Genomic DNA, 937 nt, shown 5'->3' with positions numbered 1-937 from the left:
ACGTAAGACAAATTCATCCGGTTCACCTCCGTACGCTCTTTCAGTTCAAAGCCTTTCAGATAAATCTGCGTAGTCTTGATGGACTTATGACCAAGCGACTCGCTGATCATCTCGATAGGGACACCACGGTACTTGGCAGTAGTAGCCCACGAATGACGAAGCGTGTAGGAAGTGACGGGGAAGTTGAGACGCAGCCGCTTTGCCAGAGACTTCAGACAGTAGTTGAATCTTCGGAGAGCGGACTGGTATTCACGGTAGGCTCTCTCATCCTTCCTCTTCTTATCACCGTGAAGAATGCCGAAAAGGTAGTCGGGACAGCCGGGACGGGGAGACTGCCGGTTCCGGAGTTGGTCGAGCATCTCCTGTGCACTGTCCAGAACCTCAACGCTCATGGGAGTCTTCGTCTTGACACGATTGTAGCGCAGCACGTTGCTATCAAGAGCGGATTTCTCCAAATGGCTCAGATCGGCGAAAGACATCCCGCAGAACTGGAACATCAGAGCAGCGATAGCCTGGGTACGGCGGAGACGGTCAGACTGGGGATCTTCATAAAGAAGCCTGCGAAGAGCGACGACGGGAAGCGCCCTTTTCTGACGCACGTCCACCCCCGTATAGACCTCATGAAACAGGCGGTGGACATAAGGAGCACTGCCGGCTTCCACACCCCGATTATAGATACTCCGAAGCATACGCATATACGTGGAAATCGTATTGGGCTTCAGACCACATTCGTAAAGGTGCTGTTCGTAACGGCGAAGACGCTCACGGGTGACTTGACGGAAAGACACACTATGGACACCACAAAACTTGCTAAAAGAAAGAAGGGCGTTCTGATAGACGTGCGCTGTAGAATAGCGGCCCTCCTCTCGCAAACGGCCGATATAGATATCGGCACATCGACTAAATCCATTTTTATTCATTATTTACATCACTAGTT

1 protein-coding gene is annotated in these 937 nt (G+C 51.4%); it reads right to left on the bottom strand.

Going from position 1 to position 937, the window contains the following annotated elements:
- Nucleotides 1-920: tyrosine-type DNA invertase cluster 3b (locus DW640_RS23335; RefSeq protein WP_117579010.1), on the bottom strand; the 920-nt coding region annotated here is incomplete at its 3' end.
- Nucleotides 921-937 lie beyond the last annotated feature (17 nt).

Origin of the sequence: Bacteroides sp. AM23-12 (assembly GCF_003434395.1) — a bacterium.
Lineage (GTDB): Bacteria > Bacteroidota > Bacteroidia > Bacteroidales > Bacteroidaceae > Bacteroides > Bacteroides thetaiotaomicron.
The sequence above is the reverse complement of the archived record's forward strand: the minus strand, read 5'-3'. Positions and strand labels throughout refer to the sequence as shown.